This window comes from Halothiobacillus sp., from assembly GCF_027346185.1.
Lineage (GTDB): Bacteria > Pseudomonadota > Gammaproteobacteria > Halothiobacillales > Halothiobacillaceae > Halothiobacillus.
Genome location: NZ_DAIESY010000095.1, coordinates 1 through 18,978, shown reverse-complemented (window position 1 = coordinate 18,978; position 18,978 = coordinate 1). Strand labels below are relative to the sequence as shown.

18 protein-coding genes are annotated in these 18,978 nt (G+C 52.2%); 8 read left to right on the top strand and 10 right to left on the bottom strand.

What is annotated here, in order from left to right:
* The 7 genes from M7R55_RS07190 to dusA all read right to left on the bottom strand — a co-directional run.
* Positions 1-994: SbmA/BacA-like family transporter (locus tag M7R55_RS07190; RefSeq protein WP_298219741.1), on the bottom strand; the 994-nt coding region annotated here is incomplete at its 3' end.
* A gap of 77 nt (positions 995-1,071) precedes the next feature.
* On the bottom strand, positions 1,072-2,571 hold the full coding sequence (gene lnt, locus M7R55_RS07185; RefSeq protein WP_298219740.1) for an apolipoprotein N-acyltransferase: 1,500 nt from the start codon (positions 2,569-2,571) through the stop codon (positions 1,072-1,074).
* Positions 2,572-2,597: 26 nt separating this feature from the next.
* On the bottom strand, positions 2,598-3,497 hold the full coding sequence (locus M7R55_RS07180; protein WP_298219739.1) for a transporter associated domain-containing protein: 900 nt from the start codon (positions 3,495-3,497) through the stop codon (positions 2,598-2,600).
* Positions 3,498-3,566: 69 nt separating this feature from the next.
* Positions 3,567-4,052, bottom strand: a complete 486-nt coding sequence (ybeY, locus tag M7R55_RS07175) for an rRNA maturation RNase YbeY (RefSeq protein WP_298219738.1) — start codon at positions 4,050-4,052, stop codon at positions 3,567-3,569.
* On the bottom strand, positions 4,049-5,062 hold the full coding sequence (locus M7R55_RS07170) for a PhoH family protein (protein WP_298219737.1): 1,014 nt from the start codon (positions 5,060-5,062) through the stop codon (positions 4,049-4,051). The genes ybeY and M7R55_RS07170 overlap by 4 nt, the downstream gene beginning before the upstream one ends.
* Before the next feature lie 14 nt (positions 5,063-5,076).
* Positions 5,077-6,456: a tRNA (N6-isopentenyl adenosine(37)-C2)-methylthiotransferase MiaB gene (gene miaB, locus M7R55_RS07165; RefSeq protein ID WP_298219742.1), complete on the bottom strand. Its 1,380-nt coding sequence runs from the start codon at positions 6,454-6,456 to the stop codon at positions 5,077-5,079.
* Positions 6,457-6,611: 155 nt separating this feature from the next.
* On the bottom strand, positions 6,612-7,724 hold the full coding sequence (gene dusA, locus M7R55_RS07160) for a tRNA dihydrouridine(20/20a) synthase DusA (RefSeq protein ID WP_298219736.1): 1,113 nt from the start codon (positions 7,722-7,724) through the stop codon (positions 6,612-6,614).
* A 100-nt stretch (positions 7,725-7,824) separates the two neighbouring features.
* On the opposite strand from dusA, the gene M7R55_RS07155 reads away from it, so the two are divergent.
* The gene (locus M7R55_RS07155) at positions 7,825-8,904 is read left to right on the top strand and encodes a tyrosine-type recombinase/integrase (protein WP_298219735.1); all 1,080 of its coding nucleotides are present in this window, start codon (positions 7,825-7,827) and stop codon (positions 8,902-8,904) included.
* Positions 8,905-8,927: 23 nt separating this feature from the next.
* On the opposite strand, the gene M7R55_RS07150 is transcribed toward M7R55_RS07155, so the two are convergent.
* On the bottom strand, positions 8,928-9,185 hold the full coding sequence (locus tag M7R55_RS07150; RefSeq protein WP_298219734.1) for a hypothetical protein: 258 nt from the start codon (positions 9,183-9,185) through the stop codon (positions 8,928-8,930).
* Between the two features lie 35 nt (positions 9,186-9,220).
* Positions 9,221-9,481 carry a pyocin activator PrtN family protein gene (locus M7R55_RS07145; RefSeq protein ID WP_298219733.1) on the bottom strand — a complete coding sequence of 87 codons (261 nt, stop codon included), beginning with the start codon at positions 9,479-9,481 and terminating at the stop codon, positions 9,221-9,223.
* An 848-nt stretch (positions 9,482-10,329) separates the two neighbouring features.
* On the opposite strand from M7R55_RS07145, the gene M7R55_RS07140 reads away from it, so the two are divergent.
* From M7R55_RS07140 to M7R55_RS07120, 5 genes are read left to right on the top strand one after another with little or no spacing between them, the layout of a single operon-like run.
* On the top strand, positions 10,330-11,901 hold the full coding sequence (locus M7R55_RS07140; protein ID WP_298219732.1) for a class I SAM-dependent DNA methyltransferase: 1,572 nt from the start codon (positions 10,330-10,332) through the stop codon (positions 11,899-11,901).
* Positions 11,891-13,255: a restriction endonuclease subunit S gene (locus M7R55_RS07135; RefSeq protein WP_298219731.1), complete on the top strand. Its 1,365-nt coding sequence runs from the start codon at positions 11,891-11,893 to the stop codon at positions 13,253-13,255. Before M7R55_RS07140 ends, M7R55_RS07135 begins: the two co-directional genes overlap by 11 nt.
* Positions 13,252-13,914 carry an Abi family protein gene (locus M7R55_RS07130; protein ID WP_298219730.1) on the top strand — a complete coding sequence of 221 codons (663 nt, stop codon included), beginning with the start codon at positions 13,252-13,254 and terminating at the stop codon, positions 13,912-13,914. The genes M7R55_RS07135 and M7R55_RS07130 overlap by 4 nt, the downstream gene beginning before the upstream one ends.
* A gap of 39 nt (positions 13,915-13,953) precedes the next feature.
* The gene (locus M7R55_RS07125; protein WP_298219729.1) at positions 13,954-16,374 is read left to right on the top strand and encodes an AAA family ATPase; all 2,421 of its coding nucleotides are present in this window, start codon (positions 13,954-13,956) and stop codon (positions 16,372-16,374) included.
* 2 nt (positions 16,375-16,376) lie between these two features.
* A complete protein-coding gene (locus M7R55_RS07120; protein WP_298219728.1) occupies positions 16,377-17,714 on the top strand; it encodes an McrC family protein in 1,338 nt (445 codons plus the stop codon).
* Between the two features lie 80 nt (positions 17,715-17,794).
* Here the strand turns inward: M7R55_RS07120 and M7R55_RS07115 are convergent, their stop codons facing one another.
* Positions 17,795-18,112, bottom strand: a complete 318-nt coding sequence (locus M7R55_RS07115) for a tyrosine-type recombinase/integrase (protein WP_298219727.1) — start codon at positions 18,110-18,112, stop codon at positions 17,795-17,797.
* On the opposite strand from M7R55_RS07115, the gene M7R55_RS07110 reads away from it, so the two are divergent.
* Both M7R55_RS07110 and M7R55_RS07105 read left to right on the top strand, forming a co-directional pair.
* Entirely contained in the window at positions 18,096-18,695 is a 600-nt protein-coding gene (locus tag M7R55_RS07110) for a nucleotidyltransferase domain-containing protein (RefSeq protein WP_298219726.1), read from the top strand. The genes M7R55_RS07115 and M7R55_RS07110 overlap by 17 nt on opposite strands.
* Positions 18,692-18,978 (top strand): DNA-binding protein (locus tag M7R55_RS07105; protein WP_298219725.1); only part of this gene is annotated, 287 nt, incomplete at its 3' end. The genes M7R55_RS07110 and M7R55_RS07105, both read left to right, overlap by 4 nt.

Sequence of the window (18,978 nt, the reverse complement as noted above, 5' to 3'; positions counted from 1 at the left end):
AGGCCGAGCTGATCTGCATCAAAAAACCCAGTGGAACCGCTTTACTGAAGTAGGCGGCCGCCGCGGCCAGAAAGGGCAAAATCACAGCCACCTGACTGAAATAGCTGCTGAACCAGTTGAATCGCTTCTGACGCAAAATCAGACGTTTATAGTTATCGAACACCCGGTCGAATCGGGTATGAAATTGTGCCTGCTCCTTGTTCTCACCACCGTAAAACGCCACGGCCTCACTGTTTTCACGCAGGCGAACCAGGCTGAAGCGAAAATCCGCCTGCAGTCGTTGCTGATTGAAATTAAGCCAGATCAGCGGGTTGCCAACTTTAGCCGCCACCCAGGTCCAGACGACTGCATAGATCAAGGCCACCCAGACAAGAAATCCGGGCACATGGTGCATTTGCCCATCCCAAGGGATGACAACCTTGGCTGACAAAATCCAGAGCAAGCCAATAAAAGCGACCAAATTAGCGACTGCGCTCAACAACCCCGTGAGTAAACTGGTGGTTAATTGAGAGAATAAATTCAGGTCATCAGCAATTCGTTGATCAGGGTTATCCTGCCCACGCTGGAAAATTTCCATGTGGTAGTACGTTTGCGCCGATAGATAGCGGGATAGATAATCTCCCGTCAACCACCGCCGCCAACGCAGGTCCAGCAACTGGGAAAGATAGGTTTGGTACACACTGAGGGCAATGGCACCGAAAGCCAGTAAGGCAAATTCCCCCAGCAGCTTCCAGAAACCGGCCTGATCGTAATTTTGCAGGGCATTGTAGAAGCGGTTGTACCAATCGGTGATCTGAAGATTGATAAACACCAGCAGCAATGTGGTTGCGATAATGGCCAGCAGAAATCCGCGTGCCTTCCAGCGATCTTCCGAATGGAGAAAGTATGGCTTGGCCAGTGCCCACACGGTAGCGAAAAAAGCACGGTTGAAACGGCGTGATTGTTTGGCTAAAGCCTGTACATCCGGTGAGCGGTCATTGGGATCGAGTTGCATTGTGTTCCTTTAAATGATTCGTGCGGGCAGTGCCGCTTTTGAGCAATGTTGACCGTTCATGGTTCCCTAAGGATCCCTCAACGTTTTCTTCTAAGCCACGCCAAGCCCATCAGCAGCGTACTAAAAACGATGATCGGCCAGGACTGTAACCTGAAAAACGGCGTATCGCCCGCATAGGGCTGAACGCTTCCGACCAGAATGCCCTGCTCGTCGACACCAATGCGCTTTGTGACCTGCCCTTGCACATTGATGAAAGCCGAAATCCCGGTGTTGGTTGCCCGAATCATGGGGCGACCGAATTCCAATGCGCGCACCTGTGCCATTTGTAAGTTCTGATGCGGTGCAAGGCTATTGCCGAACCAGGAATCATTGGAGACATTCACCAGAAAACCGGCCTGCGGCAGCGAATGGCGGATGTCGCGAGCAAAATCGGCCTCATAGCAGATCGATGCGCCAACCTTAACCCCTTGCACTTCGGGCAATGGCTGATCAACCGACCCCGGCGTCAGATCGGACATCGGGATATCGATCATCCCTGCAAACAGATCGATAATCGGACGCAGCGGCATGTACTCACCGAAAGGCACAAGATGAACCTTGCTGTGTTGCCCGACCGTTTCGGGAATACCGACCAGACTGTTAAAGTAACGCCCGCTCGTGTCCTGGGTAAACGTGCCAACGAGAAAATCCTGATGCCGCTGCGCCGCACGAGCCTGCAAACGGTTTTTGAACCAGTCGAGATCATCCAGCACATCCGGTATGGCCGTTTCCGGCCAGATCACTAAATCGACTTGGCCCAGCTCTTCGGTCAAGGTCATGTAGGTTTGCAGGGTTTTGGTCAAAAACGCGGGATCGAACTTCTGCATCTGCGGCACATTGGCTTGCGCGAGACCAACGGACAAAGGCTTTCCGCTTGGGTGCGTCCATTGCACCTTGACAAGAAAGTGGCCGACACCCAGGAAAAGCACCAGGGACATGATCAAAGCTGAAATCGGCTTCCAACGCTTCCTTGAACTGTCGAACAGATGATCTGCCGACAATGCCAACAACCCGGCCAGTACCAGGACGATCATGCCGACTCCGTACTCACCGATAATAGGCAAGAACCCGCTCAGTGGGCTGGACGTTTGGGCGATTCCGAGATCGAGCCACGGGAAACCGCTGAACACCCATCCGCGCAACCATTCGAGGAATATCCAGCTTCCGGTAAAAGCCAGAACCTGTCGGGGCAGCAGGTGATTGGTTTCTCCGCTCGAAAGGCGCACCAAAGCCATCGTCAATGCAGGGTAGATGGAAATCGCGGCGACGAACAAACCGGTGATTAAAGCGGCCAGTGGGGCCACCGCACCGCCGAACAGCGTAAAACTTTCGTACAGCCAACTCACGCCGACGCCAAATTGTCCCAAACCGTAGGCAAATCCCAAGACCATGGCTCCGCGCAAGGACAACCCCGGCAGCAGCAAAAGCAATAAAGCAGGGCTAAGAATACTGAGCGGCCAGAAGCCGACGGGAGCGAACGCCAGCGGCAACAACGCGCCTGCGATCAGGACCGTCAGTAATCGAAGACGTAGACTCATTCGGTCGCGCAGTGCCGCGATCGAAATCATTCGCTGTGATCCGGTGTGGATTCATTTTCGATCTGATTTTGAGTCATCACGGTGACCAGCAGCAGATGCAGCCGTCGCTTGTCTGCTCCGAGAATCTTGAACTCATATCCACCGATAAAAACCACTTCCCCGCGACGCGGCAGATGTCCCAGTTCATGTGTAATGAAGCCGCCGATGGTGTCGTATTCATCGTCTGGGAAGTCGGTACCGAAGTAGGCATTGAACTCATCGATGGGGGTCAACGCACGGACCGTGAATCGGTTGGCAGACTGTTCCCGGATATGCACTGGCTCGGCCGTGTCGTACTCATCGTCGATGTCGCCCACGATTTCTTCAAGCACATCTTCAATGGTAACCAGACCCGCTACGCCACCGAATTCATCCAGCACGATGGCCATATGGGTGCGCGTCAAACGAAACTCTGCGAGGAGCACATCGAGTCGTTTGCTTTCAGGAACATACAAGGCGGAGCGAATGTGGTCTTTGAGGGTGAAACCGGCAATGTCCTCGGCAGAAGGCATGCCCGCATAAAAATGCAGCAGCTCCTTTACCAGTAGAATGCCCGTGATTTCATCCCGGTTTTCAAGAATGACGGGATAGCGCGAGTGCCCGGTTTCTGCAATTTCGGCAAGAATTTGCGGCAAAGTGGAGCCCACGTTGATGACATCCATCTGCCCCCGGGGGATCATGACATCACGCACACGCGAGTCATGGAATTCGAGTACTGAATCAATCAGACTTGCTGTGGAGTGCGGGATAATTTCCTTTTCTGCGGCTGCCTTGGCCACGGTCATGATATCCGAGCAACTCTTGATCTGATTGATGCACCACTGTTGGCGCAGCCGAGCAAACCAGCTAGGTTCGTCGCTGCGCGAAGGACTCGAGTCTTCGTCCATTACCTTTTTTGTACCTTTGAAAATAAAAAGCTTCGATTAAAAATTACAGGACCAAATTCAGTAGCGAGATTAATCCGCGCCATACGGGTTTTCAAATCCGAGTTGTTGTATGGCATTTATCTCGATCTGTTCCATCCGCTCAGCTTCGGCATCCGTTTCGTGATCGTAGCCCAACAGATGCAATACGCCATGCACGACAAGATGTGCCGTATGAGTGGCAGGCAGTTTGTGTTGAGTTGCCGCCTCACTGAGCACGACCGGCATGCAAATCACCAGATCACCAAGATAGTTGGGTTCGTCTGAATCCGCCATATCTTCGGGAAGCTCTGGCTTTTCATAGGGGAATGAAAGCACATTTGTCGCATATTTTTTATGACGATACTGTTGATTCAGCATCAAGCCTTCTTCTTCATCGACCAGACGGATCGTCAGCGCAACGGGCGCCTGTTGATCGGCCGCATCCAACGCAGCTTCTACCCAGGGCTGCATACGAGCAGCAGTGGGGCAACGAAGCGCACTCACCTTCTGACGAATCACCGTGACCCGATTGCTCATTTGGCCTGTTCCCGCGCCTCGTAGGCATTGACGATGCGCATTACCAACGGGTGGCGCACCACATCCCGGGCCTGGAAAAACGTAAAAGCAACCGGATCCACTTCACTCAACACGTCGATGGCATCCCGCAAGCCGGAGGTAATACCGCGGGGCAAATCGATTTGCGTGACATCACCCGTTACAACCGCCTTGCTGCCGAAGCCGATCCGGGTCAGGAACATTTTCATCTGCTCGATGGTGGTGTTCTGCGCCTCGTCGAGAATGACAAACGATTCGTTCAAGGTACGCCCGCGCATGAACGCCAGAGGCGCCACTTCGATGACCTGACGTTCGATCAGTTTGGAAACCTTGTCGAACCCCAGCATTTCATAGAGTGCGTCGTACATCGGTCGCAAGTACGGATCGATTTTCTGCGCCAGATCGCCCGGCAGAAAGCCCAGCTTCTCCCCGGCCTCAACCGCGGGTCGAACCAACACGATGCGTTGCACCGCGCCACGTTCAAGCGCATCAACGGCGCTGGCTACCGCGAGATAAGTCTTGCCTGTACCCGCCGGGCCGATACCGAAATTAAGATCGAAATGGGCAATGGATTGCAGATAACGAATCTGCCGTGCGCCCCGGCCACGGACGATACCGCGTTGCGTTCGAATCTGAATTTCATCCGCGGCTGCGGGCGCATCGTCCTGCAAGCCGGCAGCCTGTAGGAACAGATTGACCCGTTCAAGATCGATGATTTCCGAAGCCGAGAGTTCGTATAAATCACGAATCGCTTTCTCAACCTGCTGAGTGGTCTTTATTTCGCCAATCACGGAGAAATCCGCCCCGCGATGATTGATTTCCACGCCCATGCGGCGTTCGATCACGCGCAGGTGGGCATCAAAGGAACCGGCAAGATTGACCAATCGTTCATTGTCCAAGCCACTTTCCGGATTGATGGACAAGGTGAAGTCGAGCCGGGCCGTACGTTGGTCGATCGGCAACATACTAGAATCGGGTTTTGAATCAGTCATTTGTGAATCGGCCATCAGGCAGCCACCAGATTGCGGGCTTCGGCGCGCGCCAAATCCATCGAGTTAATGCCAACAAAATCCGCGCGCAACGAATTGGGCTTCACTTCAGCAATACGCACGTCCACGAATAGTCCGGCCAATTCCGGACGGGCCTTGAAAATAACGCTGCGGTTGTTCTCTGTTTTGCCGACCAGTTCGTCAGGATCCTTTTTGGATGGCCCGGTCACCAGAATGGTCTGAACCGTATCGAGCATAGCTTGAGAAATGGCCTGCTCCTGAGCGGTGATTTGCGCCTGCAAACGATGCAGACGGGCCTTTTTGACCGCCTCGGGTTGGTCATCCGGCAGGCTGGCGGCCGGTGTTCCTGGGCGCGCGCTGTAGATAAAGCTGAACGAGTGATCGAAATGCATATCGGTCACAAGCTTCATGGTCGCCTCGAAATCTTCTTCGGTTTCGCCAGGAAAACCGATGATAAAGTCCGACGACAATGAAATGCCCGGACGAGCAGCCATGAGCTTGCGCAACTTCGCCTTGTATTCGATGACGGTATGACCCCGCTTCATCAAAGCCAGAATCCGATCCGACCCGGCTTGTACCGGCAGGTGCAGAAACGCCGCCAATTTGGGTACATTGCGATAGGCTTCGATCAGTCGGTCGGTAAACTCGACCGGATGCGAGGTGGTAAAGCGAATCCGGCCGATGGAATCGATTCGTGCAATGTATTCGATCAGCAGGGCGAGATCGGCAATCTGACCATCGTGCATCACGCCTCGATATGCGTTGACGTTCTGGCCCAAGAGATTGACTTCACGCACGCCCTGCTCCGCCAGTTCAGCCACTTCGGCAATCACGTCATCGAACGGGCGTGAAATTTCCTCGCCGCGCGTATAGGGAACAACGCAGAACGAACAGTATTTCGAGCAGCCTTCCATAATGGATACAAACGCAGTGGGGCCTTCGGCGCGCGGCGCGGGCAGATTGTCGAATTTCTCGATTTCCGGGAATGAAATGTCTACCACAGGCTTACGATTGGCCTCAACTTCCGCGACCATTTCAGGCAGGCGGTGCAGGGTTTGTGGGCCGAATACGATGTCAACATAAGGCGCACGCGTGCGAATGGCAGCTCCTTCCTGACTGGCAACGCAACCGCCGACGCCGATAATTAATTTTGGATTTTTTTCTTTTAAGGGGCGCCACTGCCCCAATTGGGAGAACACTTTCTCCTGTGCCTTTTCGCGGATCGAACAGGTATTGAGCAACAAGACATCCGCCTCGGCCGGATCATCGGTGGCGATGAAGCCGGAATTGGCGCCCAGCACATCCGCCATCTTCGATGAATCGTACTCGTTCATCTGGCAGCCCCACGTCTTGATGTGCAGTTTGCGGCCGGACATGGACGGGGTTGAAACGGGCACGTTGGGCGCCTCGTTTTGGGCTAAAACGTCGTAACTGGTTGTGCTCACGCAGAACTCCAATACCTTGAAAAGGGTGCGAAAGATAGCAGAAAACCGGATTGATTTCCTGATAATCTCAAGTGGTTAGCGGTATTTCAACCGACTTGTTTGTCTGCGGGGATATAGGGGCTGGAGCGACGCCATTCAAGCTCTGCGCTGTCAGCGGCATCTTGGTCGGAAATCAAAACCAAGGCTTCATCCAGCACGTGGATATCGGTTTTGCGCTTCGGGCCTTGCTCGGACACATACCGACGAAATGCGCGAGCACCCGGCAAGCCATTGAACAAGGTCAGCAACGGCTTGAGTAACGGCGGCATTGGCGTACCCAATTCAAGCGCCTCGACCATATATGCCCTGTAGGCTTGCACCACCACTGAACGAGCGGGAACGATGGCTTCGGCATCGAATAACGTTTGATCGACAAACCGCAGCCAGTCGATGTGTTCATAGGCGGCACGTCCGACCATGATGCCACCGGGCACCTGCGCCAGCTCTGTCTGCATTTCGGGCAGAGTTTCGAGTTTCCCGTTCAAAACGAAGGTCAACTCGGGATACTCATCCTGTATGCGATAGACAAAATCCCGACGCAGCGGCGGGATTTCCCGGTTTTCTTTGGGAGAAAGCCCATCGAGCCAAGCTTTACGGGCATGAATGATGAATACCTCACAACCACCCTGCTCCGCCACAATGTCGATAAACCTTGAGAACGCCTCAAAACTGTCGCTTCGGTCAATACCGACTCGCGTTTTCACGGTCACAGGTACATCGACAGCCTCCCGCATGGACCGCACACCCTCGGCGACTATCTCAGGAGTCGCCATCAAACAGGCGCCGAACGAACCATTCTGCACCCGATCACTGGGGCAGCCCACATTCAGGTTGATTTCGTCATAACCGTATTCGACACCCAAAATGGCACAAGCCGCCAGATCGGCCGGGTTACTGCCACCAATCTGCAAAGCAACCGGGTGCTCGGACTCGTTGAATTGCAGATGACGGGATACATCACCATGCAACAAAGCGCCCGTTGTCACCATCTCGGTATAAAGCCGTGCGTGACGCGTCATCAACCGTGCAAGATACCGGTAGTGACGATCGGTCCGATCGAGCATCGGCGCAATACAGAAGCGCCAAGGGCTTGCAATATCGCCGCTTAGCAAGGCTTTATGCGGGTTTGCGCTGTTTTTTTGTTCCGATTCTTTGTACATATTCCGCGCTATTCTGAGATATTTTCAATCATTTTCGTTGTTCGATTGCTAAAAAATTGCTAAAACACATCCTCTTTTAGCAATTTTAGCAAGGGGCAACATGGCAACGATTGTACAGCGCAAGAAGAAGGACGGCTCAACGGTTTACACGGCACAAATTCGATTGCGTGTGGATGGCCGGGTTTATTCCGAATCGCAAACATTTAACAAGCGGGCTATAGCTGTTACGTGGGCGGATGAGCGAGAGGATGAGATTAAGCACAATCCGGCCATCGCTGCGCGTCCCGGAAGTGGTGGTGTGTCTATTCGTTATTTGATTGAGCAGTACTTGACTGATCGTGCCGGAGTTGAGCCGTTGGGACGCACGAAAGCGGCGCATCTTAGGATGCTGGCGAGCATGGCGATTGCTGAGGTACCTGCTCTGGCTTTATCGCGGCAGCAGTTGGTGGCGCATGTGCAGGCGCGGCGGTTGGCTGGTGCGGGGCCTTCAACGGTGGCGAATGATTTAATTTGGCTGCGGGTCGTGTTTCGCTACGCGCGCACGGCGTTGGGTTTGCCGCTGGATCGGTCGGTGATTGATGATGCGGCGGAGTTGTGCCGGGCAGAGCGGTTGACAGGTTCAAGTCGACGGCGGTCGCGGCGGCCTTCGGATGCGGAGCTTTTACAGTTGCGCGATTGGTTTTGCGCCCCGCGTTTGTCTGGCCGAGCATCGAGCGCACCGATGTATTTGATTATGTGGTTTGCGATTTATTCGTGCCGGCGGATGTCGGAGATTTTCAGCTTACGCTTGGCGGATTTTGACCGCGAACACATGATCTGGCTCGTGCGGGATGTGAAGAACCCGGGCGGCTCGAGTGGGAATCATCTGGAGATGCGTGTGACCGATCGGTTGCTTAAGGTGATTGACGCCATTTTGGCGCAGGTGCCGCGAAAGGACGACCGGCTGTTGCCATTTAATGCAAAAACAATCGGCACTTATTGGGGCAATCATCTGAAATTATGCGGGATTGAGGATTTGCATTTTCATGACTTGCGGCATGAGGGTTGTTCACGTCTGGCGGAGGACGGCTTGAGTATTCCGCAAATTCAGCAGGTAAGCTTGCATGAGTCGTGGTCGTCGTTGCAGGTATATGTGAATACCCGGCCGAGGAAACCGGCGCGAGTGGAATTTGAACCGTGAACGCCCAATCAAGAAGCAGAGCCTTATTCGCAGTCTGCCTCACCATCGCCTTTTTCTTTCTGAGCATTGAATGCTTCAACATTCAAATGATGGGCAAGCTGCCTGCATAAATCGTACAGTCCATTGAGGTTTGTAACGGCTTCCATCAGGTAATACTTCGCTTCTGTCGGCATGTCCTCGATACTGCAATCGTGCGAAATCTCATAGAGTTTCTCCGCAAGAAACGAGGTGTCATTAAAATCTTCGATACGAGCGATCAGGTCTTTTTTTGAGTGGAGCATGGTCATTTGCTTTAGGTCGGGGTTGAAAAATTTTTTTACACGACTGCATTCTGTCGTCTTTGCCAGTCTTGCGCAGCCCGCGCTCTGGCAGCATCGAGGTAAAACGCCAGATCGGTTGCGCGAACAAGCCAAGGACTTTTTTGCCCGCTCGCGCGATAAGCCGGGAATGGCAGTTCGCCGCGTGTCGCACGCATTTTGGCCGTGCGTTCGTCCATGCCGAGGTATTTTTTGGCCACTAATTCCAAAGGAATGTCGGCAGTGTTGTATTCAGCCATGAGCAGAAAAGTCGTGTTCATAATAATTCACTAGCTCCGGCTTTCGATGCTTCGGATGCACTGCACCATCGTTGCAACGCAGCGATCCAAGTCTTGTCTGAACTCACCCACCTCGAAGCGTAGAACAGACCATCCGTAGACCAGCAACCCACGCGTTTTGGTTTGTGGATAGCCCGCGCAGCCAATAACGGTCGACACAGAACGCATGAGTCTGCTGAATACGCTATCCACCGTGCTGACTGTGCGTGGTGATGAGTCCAACCGAATCCTCGCCAATGAAGCTGAAACCGTGAAAACCCGACGCATAAAACCCCCTAAAAGTTCGTCCTGTGAGCTATTAGGGGGTTTGAAAAATTAGAATCGGATTTTTTTCGATAGATTTTTTCTATTCGCTCCATTTCTGGTTAATTGACACCTTGATTTTGATGCTTGCAGCAATGTCCGCTTAGGCTATTTCGCCACTTCTAACTCACTCGCGCGGCTATCAACACAACGGCAAAGAGATAAAACAGTATGCTGCCCCCGCAGGCTAGACCAGTCGCAGGGCATTCCTAGCTATGCGCATTCCGCGAGGAAATCCCTCTTCTCGCGCTGCTTGCCTGGCGACGGCACCGCAACATCCGAGGAAGTAGCGCCTCTATGCCGCACCCATGCTTCATCTTGGTTGCGGTTGTGTGGCGCTCATATCTCGGTATTATTCGCTTTGATTGCGGATTTCTTCGCGCCGCTCCCCGATCTCCTAGGCTCAATCTCATAGGCTGGCTTCATGTCGCCCCCCGTGTGATACAAAGCTGCGTTATTGGTTTTGGCATACTGCAAACTGCAGATTGCGCCAACACCACGGCCTCATTCAGGAAGATACCGCTCCCATGATCAACGACATCAAAAAAACCCTTTGGGCAACAGCCGACAAGCTCCGCTCCAACATGGATGCGGCGGAATACAAGCATCTGGTGCTCGGGTTGATTTTCGTCAAGTTCGTCTCCGATACATTCACCGCGCGGCGGGATGAACTCGCCCGGCGCTTTGCCGACCCTGACGATGAGTATTTCCTCGGCGAAACGCCTGATCTTGAGACGATTGAAGCCGAACTGGAAGATCGGGATTACTTCCGTGCCGTCAATGCATTCTGGGTGCCGGAAAGCGCCCGCTGGGAAGTGATCCGGGCGGCAGCGAAGCAACCGGACATCGGCAAGCAGATTGATGCGGCCCTCACGGCCCTTGAAGTGGAAAACCCCAAACTCAAGGGGATTCTGGATAAGCGGTATGGCCGCGCATCGCTGCCGGACGGCAAGCTCGGCGAATTGGTTGATCTCGTCTCGACCATCGGCTTTGGTGCCGATGCGGCGCAAGCTAAAGACATTCTCGGTCAGGTGTATGAATACTTCCTCGGCATGTTCGCCTCGGCCGAGGGCAAGCGCGGTGGGCAGTTCTATACGCCAGCATCCATCGTGCAGACACTGGTTGGCGTACTGAACCCACATCAAGGCAAGGTGTATGACCCGTGCTGCGGATCGGGCGGCATGTTCGTGCAATCGGAGAAATTCATCGAAGCGCACGGTGGCAAAATCAACGATGTGTCGATCTATGGGCAGGAATCCAACCCGACCACTTGGCGACTGGCTGCCATGAACCTTGCTATTCGCGGCATCGAGTTCAACCTCGGGCGTGAACCGGCCGATTCGTTCACCCGTGATCAGCATCCCGATCTGCGGGCGGATTTTGTGATGGCGAACCCGCCGTTCAACATCAGCGACTGGTGGCATGGAAGTCTGGAGGGCGACCCGCGCTGGGTGTACGGCACGCCGCCGCAGGGCAACGCCAACTATGCCTGGCTGCAACACATGCTCTACCACCTCAAATCGGGCGGACGCGCGGGCATCGTGCTGGCGAACGGTTCGATGAGCTCATCCCAGAGTGGCGAGGGCGAGATACGCGCCGCGATGGTTGAGGCCGATGTGGTGGAAGTCATGGTCGCCCTGCCCGGTCAGTTGTTCTTCAATACCCAGATTCCCGCCTGCCTGTGGTTTCTCACCAAGGGCAAGCAGCAACGCAAGGGTGAAGTGCTGTTTATTGATGCCCGCAAGCTCGGAACGAATGTCAGCCGGGTTCAGATTCAGTTGACCGAGGAAGAGATCGAGCGCATTGCCCAAACCGTCGCCGACTGGCGGGGCGAGCCGCTGGACAAAGGCGGCGTGGTGAATGACTACACCGACATCCCCGGCTTCTGCCGCAGCGTCACCCTCAAGGAGATCGCCGAACACGGCCATGTACTGACGCCGGGTCGATATGTCGGTGCCGAAGCGGTCGAAGACGATGATGAAGCCTTTGCCGTGAAAATGCAGACACTCACCGAAAAGCTCGGCGAACAAATGGCCAAAGGCGCAGAACTGGATGCGCTGATCCGGCAAAAGCTTGGGGGGCTTGGGTATGAGTTCTGAGTGGCCAACCGTAGTTATTGATCAAGTCTGCGAGCTGATAGTCGACTGTGTAAACAAAACAGCTCCGATAGTGGAGCAGCCAACTCCCTATCGAATGGTTCGTACCACGAATATTCGCAATGGCCGGATTGATTTGAGCAGTTGCCGCTTCGTAGATAAGCTGACTTACGAAAAATGGACCCGTAGAGCTTCTCTTGAACATGGTGATGTTTTGCTTACACGAGAAGCACCAATTGGTGAGGTGGGCCTTGTAGATAAACCGCATGGACTTTTTCTTGGTCAGCGTGTTATGCAATATCGTGCGAATCCAGCAATGTTGTTACCACGTTTCCTGCTCTATGCTTTTCTTTCTCCGGCACTTCAAGAGCAGTTTAGAAGTCACGAGGGGTCTGGCTCCGTAGTAAGTCATATTCGAGTTGGTGACTGTTTCAAATTCAAGATGAAACTACCACCACTGACTACACAAACTGAAATTTCCGCGCTTCTTGGTGCTCTCGACGACTGCATCGCCCTCCTGCGCGAAACCAATGCCACGCTGGAAGCCATCGCGCAGGCCATCTTCAAGTCATGGTTCGTTGATTTCGACCCCGTTCATGCCAAAGCCGAGGGCCGACTGCCAGAGGGCATGGATGAAGCGACGGCCACACTGTTCCCCGATGGGTTCGAGGAGTCGGAGCTGGGTTTGATTCCGAGGGGGTGGGCGTGGGTACCCTATGGGAATCTACTGACAGACACAATCGGCGGCGACTGGGGTAGTGAAGTTCCTGATGAAAAGAACAACACCAAGGTAGCAATCATTCGTGGCACTGATATTCCCGATCTACAAAGTGGCGCGGAAAGCCGTGTACCAATCCGTTTTACCACGCAGAGGAAGCTTCTCAGCCGTGAAGTTAAGCATGGGGATATAATTCTTGAGATTTCAGGGGGAAGCAAAGACCAGCCAACTGGTCGCTCCCTGTACCTCTCTGATCAGATGCTGGAGCAATTCGATTGTCCAGTCGAGCCTGCGAGCTTTTGTCGGTTGTTACGCCCTCAATCTGAGAATGTAGGGGTGTTGCTCGCTCAACACCTAACTTATATCTACAGTCAGGGAAAGACATGGGAATACCAAAATCAAAGCACAGGTATCTCGAATTTTCAAACCAAACATTTTCTTGAAAATGAGCTGGTTGCCCTACCGCCCGCTGAGTTACTCAGTGAGTTCGCTGCTACCCTTACTGCAATGATTAAGCGATCCCATATGACGCAAATGCGCAGCTTGGCACAACTTCGCGACACCCTGCTACCACGCCTAATCTCCGGCAAGCTGCGGTTGCCCGAATGCCAGAATGGCATTGAGGAAACCACGGCGTGAAATCGTTCAAGCCTTGGCTGTCATTTGCCGACCAGTTGCAGCGTTTGCGTGATCGTGGCCTGGTGGTGGAGAACAAAGCCGCCGCACTGGATTATTTGGAGCGGATTGGCTACTACCGGCTGAGTGGCTACCGGTACCCTCTGCGAGGAATGGACAAGGCAGCATCAAACACTCTGGAAAAACCAGTGCGTGCCGACACATTCGAACCCGGCAGCCGCTTCGAAGATGTTGTGCGGCTTTATGTTTTCGACAAAAAACTCCGCCTGCTGGCCTTGGATGCACTGGAGCGCATAGAAATGGCTATTCGGGTGGATGTGGCTCATCTATCAATGGACGGCGTGGGCGTTGTGGCCGCAGAAATGAAAACCGACGCGTACACAAAGTGCAGAGGCGCCGGTCATATTGAGGTAACCCTAGTTCCCAGTGATACGGCAGTCAAGCCGAATTTTGACTGCATTACGACTCATTGCTGCGGTCATGGGATCGTTGAGATCATAAGAGGCTTCCTCGGCAGGGCATTCAAGACACATCACCCGGCGACTTTCACCGGATCAAAGATCTCTCGCTATTCTTTCAAATCGCCCGGTGGCGAAAGTGCCAAATGGTTCGATCCAAGCATCGTACTAATTAGCCCGGGTCATACTCTTCATTCACAGTAAAATCGTAAATCAAGTATCAACAACCAAATATGAGTACTTATGGACAAAATACCTGACGGATACAATACCCCTGAGGTTAAGAACTTCATCTCTAAGTTGGAGGGCGATAGCACAAAATGGTTATGGCATGCCATTGAGTCTGCTAATAAACATTTCCCTAGCGCAGACCATTATGTCATTCGGGGGAAAAATGACTTCACTGAAATAAGGATAGGAGAGCGAAAAAATGGCGCCCCCAAAGGAGTGGCCTTTTTCATACTAAGCAGAGGAAAAGACTGGGTAACACTTGGTGCGAACACTCGACGTTTAAATCAATCATATTTTGATAATGATCTTCCATTGGTTATAAACTCATCTGAAAACAACGATCTTCATTCGATAGACCAGTGGTTTTCCAAAGTGAAAAACAAAATGCAAATTGACAACCAAACAATTCCTGGTAGCAGTTTCAAACCTAACGATTATTCAGAAGTCGCCGAACCAGAGCAAATATCTCAATCTGCATCTGACATCGGTGATAGTAGTACCCCATTAAATCAAATCTTGTATGGCCCTCCCGGAACAGGAAAAACTTTTGCGACCATTGATGAAGCACTGCGAATTCTGGACCCTAAATTTCTTGCTGAAAACGTGCATAACCGTGCCAGCCTGAAGAACCGATATGACGAGCTAGCCGCTACCGGCCATATTAGCTTTGTGACTTTTCATCAGAGCTTTAGCTACGAAGACTTCATCGAGGGACTGCGTGCATCAAATGACGAAAATAGTGGTCAAATTCGTTATGAAATTGTCGATGGAATCTTCAAGAACCTTTGTGAAGCCGCGGCAGTAAAAATTACTCACAAGGAAGAAGCACCACTCGACCTAAGCGGCCGACGAATCTGGAAAATGTCATTAGGTAACACCCAAGGAGATGACGCCAGCATTTACGATGAATGCATCACAGGCGCTTACATCATGCTTGGGTATGGGGACACCATTGATTTCAGCGGATGCACCAACCGAAAGGATATTGAGGAGCGATTCCAAAAGGCAGGTTCAGACGTTGCCAACGGAGACTATGCCGTCACAAGCGTGACCACGTTCGTGACACGAATGAAAACTGGGGATCTTGTTGTTGTTTCTGATGGCAACTTCAAATTTAGGGCCATAGGCGAGATCACAGGGGATTACATCTTTGAGCCTCAATCCGAGCTTTCATATGGATATGCACAGAAAAGAAATGTCAAATGGTTACGTATATATGAGCCCTCACTCCCGTACGGTGAATTATTAAACAATCGGTTCAGCCAAATGACTCTCTATGAACTCCGTCCAGGTTCAGTTTTAAATATGAGTAAGCTTAGTGCCCTATTAAATGCTTCTAGCCTCAATACGAAACCATCTGGCACTGCGCAAGCTTTCACCATAGGTCAGACTTTCGGTTCAGGCTACAAGATTGAGCGTGTTTCGTCCGAATTGCTGGTACTTAAAAAGCCCAACGGTAAAACCTTGCCACTAGCAATGAGCATTCTGACCACTCTGGCGGAGCATGTGCGTAAGGGGGACATATCGATCCAAGACATCAGCGACAAAAAGGTCTTCGAAAAGCTTCCAGAGACGGATCTAGAACGCTTTCTAGTTAATGGGTACAACAATATTTTGCCACCTCTAATTGAGCGGCTGATTGGACAACATTTCGAATCTAATTCAGATAGATACACAGAGGTTAGCAACACGCGAGTTCTAATCATCGATGAAATCAACCGAGGAAATATTTCTCGAATTTTTGGCGAGCTAATTACTCTGATTGAGCCCACGAAACGTAAGGGTGCCTCTGATGCTCTTGAAGCGGTACTTCCCTATTCTAAGGATGCTTTCAGCGTTCCAAGCAACGTTTACCTCGTCGGCACGATGAATACTGCCGACCGTTCTCTGTCAGGGCTGGATATTGCGCTCAGACGACGTTTTGTTTTCAAAGAAATGCCACCCCGCCCCGAACTCTTGGATTCAGTTGAAGTTGAGGGTCTCCAGATCGGCCAGATGCTGAGGTCAATGAATGACCGAATTGAGGTGCTACTGGATCGGGATCATTGCCTTGGCCATGCCTACTTCATACCGCTGATCGACGAACCTACGCTTGAAAAGCTCACATTTGTCTTTCGCCAACAGATTATTCCTTTGCTCCAAGAGTATTTCTTCGAAGACTGGGAGCGCATTCAGTGGGTACTGAATGACCACCGAAAACCATCTGCTTACAGCTTCGTGCGTCAAATTAGCCCGGGTATCGAAGTATTGTTTGGTGATGGTGTTAGTGTCTCGGCGCACCATCTTCCATGGTCTATCAATGAAGAAGCATTTCATCAAATCGGAGCATACAAGGGCATCATTAATCATCAACTGACGGAACCTCGCATCACGCCCACCTCAAACGAGGATGGTGATGATTTCGAATTACAGACTGTCTCGGACCCCAATTAAACGTGAACCAGGAAGTTACCGTTCGTGAGCATGCCCGGCTGACGACAGATTCTGTCAAATCAACGCTTGATCGCGCGCAAGTCTCAGCGTCGGCCTTTGATTGGTTATGCGAACTGAACTCATCATTTAGCAAAGGTGGGGCTGCACTCATCCATCTTGAGGGCCGACGGTGGTTAAGAGTTGATAACTACGTTGGGGTTATTGAAACCCCGTGCGGTACCCGACTCGAGATCCTCCCCAAGAACTTTGAACAAGATGATTGCGTTATTCGCAGCAGAAAATTGCTGACGCGCATGATCTCAAGATCACTGGATTTACCTGTCCGAGAGGTAGGAACAGCGGACTTGCAGTTGTTCAATATGCCTCTGACCGAATGGGTGATGCAGCAATTCCTCTATGCGTTGGATCACCTAATCAAACGCGGTGTGCGATTCGACTACCAGCGCGTTGAAGAGGAACAACGTTTTCTTCGCGGGCAATTAAACGTCGTAGGACAGATGAGACAACCTCCTGGGAAACAGCATATTTTCCAAATCCGACACGATATCTTCACGGCAGATCGCCCCGAGAACCGCCTCCTTAAGCTCGCGCTTGAGTGGATTTGCAAGGCAACCAAAGAACCCAGCAGTTGGCGACTGGCACATGAACTGCGCGCACTGATGGTCGATGTACCTGCAAGCAAAAGCATTGGACAGGACTTCAGGATGTGGCGTCATGATCGGCTGATGGCTCACTACCAATCTGCAAAACCTTGGTGCGAATTGATCTTGAACCAACAAATGCCCACCGCAGTCACGGGCAACTTGCATGGAATCAGCTTGCTTTTTCCAATGGAAAAGCTTTTTGAGAAATATGTGACCCAATCTCTACGCGAGAAGCTTTTACCCAACGCCCGTTTAACCGAACAGGCTGCAAGTAAGTACCTATGCGAACACGATGGGCGCCCAATATTCCAACTCAAACCCGACATCTTGATGCACTTCGAGGGGGCACGGTGGGTGCTGGATACGAAGTGGAAGCGGATCGATGATTCAGATCGTGCCAACAAATATGGACTAAGCCAAAGCGACTTCTATCAGATGCATACCTATGGGCAAAAGTATCTTGCTGGGCAAGGCGATCTGATTTTGATCTACCCCCGAACCGCGTCTTTTACTAACCCACTGCATCCATTTGAGTTTTCTGGTTCGCTAAGGCTATGGGTCCTGCCCTACGACCTGGAGCACGAGTCCCTTATCGGCTTCGATCTTGCCCGCTTACCCCTAATTGATCCCAAGAAAAGGGCAAGCCATATAGCATTAGAGTCAAGTTTTGCAACTGTGGCAAATAATATAAGTTAATGATTTATATTGCTTTAGTTTTTTTTAATTACCCACTATTTCGATCTTCTGAAACCTGAAGCAGTAGCCTTTTTACGCCTTTAGCCACGACGGTCATATCTGGCTGTCGTCTGCATCAAGGAGTGCCCCGCAATTGCCTGTACCGTCAACGGGTCGACCGATTCCAGCAGGCGCGTCGCGAATGACCGGAGCATGTCGTGAGGCCATATCCCCTCAATTCCTGCCTTGATGCAGCGATTCTTAAAAATGTAGATGCATTGCGCGTCTCTGATTATCAGAACTGCCAGGACGGCAGGTTGAACCACTAGTCCGACGGGGAGTTGATTCGAAGTTGCTTTTTGAGCAACAATCGTTGTACTAAAGACAACAAGCGGATCATTGATGTCACTGAACGCCATTCTATTTCCAGAGTATCGCCGCCGGGTGCTGGGCTTGTTGTTGCTCCATCCGGATCAGCGTTATTACCTGCGCGAGATCGCCCGCCTGACGGGCACTACGGCAGGCACCTTGGCTCGCGAGCTCTCCAAGCTCGTCAAGGCAGGTGTAGTGAACGTACAGAAAGTCGGCAACCAGACGCATTATTCTGCGAATCGAGATTGCCCGGTCTTTGATGAGTTGGCGAGCATCGTGCGCAAAACCAGCGGCTTGACAGATGTGCTGGCTGAAGCCTTGCTGCCACTCGCCGATCAAATCGACGCGGCATTCGTCTTCGGATCGGTAGCCAGCGGTAAAGCGCGATCCGAAAGCGACATCGACGTGATGGTGATCGGCGACGTATCGTTCAAGGCCGTTGTCACCGCCCTGTATTCGCTTCAGGAGCGTTTGGGTCGGGAATTGAACCCCAAGGTCTACTCCCGGATGGAATGGCGCAATCTGGTAGCAGAGAACGGTACGTTCATTCGCGACATCCAGAAGAACCCCACGCTGTTTATCATGGGCACTGAATCTGATCTGCACGACAGGGAGGTCTCGTACTCATGACCCTGGATAATCTAATTGGAACGCAGCTTGAAGCGGTTGAACCGGATCGCGCCGGAGTCGAACGATTGCTGGAAGCCGCCAACCGCAGCCTATCGGATGCTTCCTTGTTCGACTTGAGCAACGAGGGTCGCTTCGATATGGCTTACAAGGCGGTGATGCAGATCGCCAACGCCGCATTGCTCGCTAATGGTTACCGCACACCCACCAATAGACCCGGACACCATCAGACGATGATCCAGTCCTTACCGAAAACCATCGGTGTGGATCGAGACACGATGATTCT